Origin of the sequence: Vibrio sp. A8-1, assembly GCF_013048685.1 — a bacterium.
Classification (GTDB): domain Bacteria; phylum Pseudomonadota; class Gammaproteobacteria; order Enterobacterales; family Vibrionaceae; genus Vibrio; species Vibrio metschnikovii.
Map to the genome: position 1 here is coordinate 1 of NZ_VHTC01000083.1, position 1,722 is coordinate 1,722.

1 protein-coding gene is annotated in these 1,722 nt (G+C 39.2%); it reads left to right on the forward strand.

Translation table 11 applies throughout. The features are described from left to right. Positions 1–604 precede the first annotated feature (604 nt). Positions 605–1,087, forward strand: coding sequence for a tetratricopeptide repeat protein (locus FKN93_RS17280; RefSeq protein WP_170905753.1), 483 nt, complete (start codon positions 605–607; stop codon positions 1,085–1,087). Positions 1,088–1,722 lie beyond the last annotated feature (635 nt).

A 1,722-nucleotide genomic window follows, 5' to 3' on the forward strand; every position in this document is an offset into this window, starting at 1 on the left:
TTTTATTATGCGTTGATTTTTGTGGTTACGATGTTATGCGGAAACTTGGTAGTAGCGTTGTCAGCCCCTTAAGCGGGCGTTATGCTTTATTGAGCCTCAGCAAAATCAATATATAAATTTTAATGGGGAAAACTCTGTCTGATTTAAAAGTTTTCCTATTCTAATTTATTGATATTATGAGTTTATTGTTCTTTTTGGTGGCGATTGAAAGTTGAACGATACTTTTGTGTTTTTGTCGGGTTTTGCTCTGATAAATTGTGTACGCAAAAGGTTCGATTGTTGCTGAAAGGTCTCTTCCTTTGGTGTTGTTGACCCCTTGATTCCTCAGGCTAATTCACTTCAACTTGTTTGGGATCTTTTCGGTAACAATGCTTGCTGAAAGTAGGCAAGTTTATCATTTTGAGTTAAAGTGGGCGCAAGTAATAAATATTGTAAAAGTTCAATGTAATCAATAGGTAATAAAGCATAACAAACGCTTCAAGAGGGACTTCCAACGCGTGGCATTTTTATTGTGCGTTGATTTCGGTGGTTACGGAGTTATGCGGAAACTTGGTAGTAGCGTTGTCAGCCCCTTAAGCGGGCGTTATAAGCTTCGAGGAAAATTATGGAAAGTCTCATCAAACAAGCGATTGAATTGCGGAAAAAGGCTAAGTATCAAGAGTCGAGAGCTTTACTAAAAACGTTATTAAATGATGAGGGTTATTCTGCTAAGGCTCACTTGCAAATTGCTTGGTCGTACGACAATGAGGGTAAAGAGCAAGAAGCGGTTGCTCATTATCTGTTGTCTCTTTCGGGTCTACTTTCGTCGGTAGAAAGGTTTGATGCTTTGTTTGGGCTAGCGAGCACTTATCGAACCCTTGGCATGTATTCAGAGGCGTTAAGCTATTTCGAGCAAACTCTCAGTGACTACCCTGATTCTATTGAAGTTCAGCCTTTCTATGCCATGTGCCTCTACAACTTGGGACGCTATAAAGAAGCGATATCATTGCTACTTGAACTTCTAGTATCGACCACGAATAGTGATGCAATTAAAGAGTATCAGCGAGCTATTTCTTTATACGCACAAGACTTAGATAAAACATGGTAAAACGAAGCACGCTTATAACAAACGGCTCAAGAGGGATTGCCAACGCGTGGCGGCTTTAGTACAAAATTGAAGTTCAGGGTTTACGGTGTGTTTTTTGAGTCTGGCAGTGCGTTGTCAACCCCTTAGCCGGGCGTTATGTTTTATTGAGCCTCAGCAAGATCAATTCACAAATTTTAATGGGAAAATCTGGTCTAATTTAAAGAGTTTCCTGTTCTAATTTGTTGATATTATGAGTTTATTGTTCTTTTTGGTTGCTATTGAAAGTTGAACGATACTTTTGTGTTTTTGTCGGGTTTTGCTCTGATAAATTGTGTACGCAAAAGATTCGATTGTTGCTGAAAGGTCTCTTTCTTTGGTGTTGCTGGCTCATTGATTCCACGAGCTATTTCGCTTCAACTTGTTTGGGATCTTATCTGCATCAATGATTGCTGAAAGTAGGCAAGTTTATCATTTTGAGTTAAAGTGGCTTGAACCAATAAACATTGTAAAAATTCAATGTAATCAATAGGTAATAAAACATAACAAACGCTTCAAGAGGGACTTCCAACGCGTGGCATTTTTATTATGCGTTGGCTTTTGTGGTTACGGTGTTATGCGGAAACTTGGTAGTAGCGTTGTCAGCCCCTTAAGCGGGC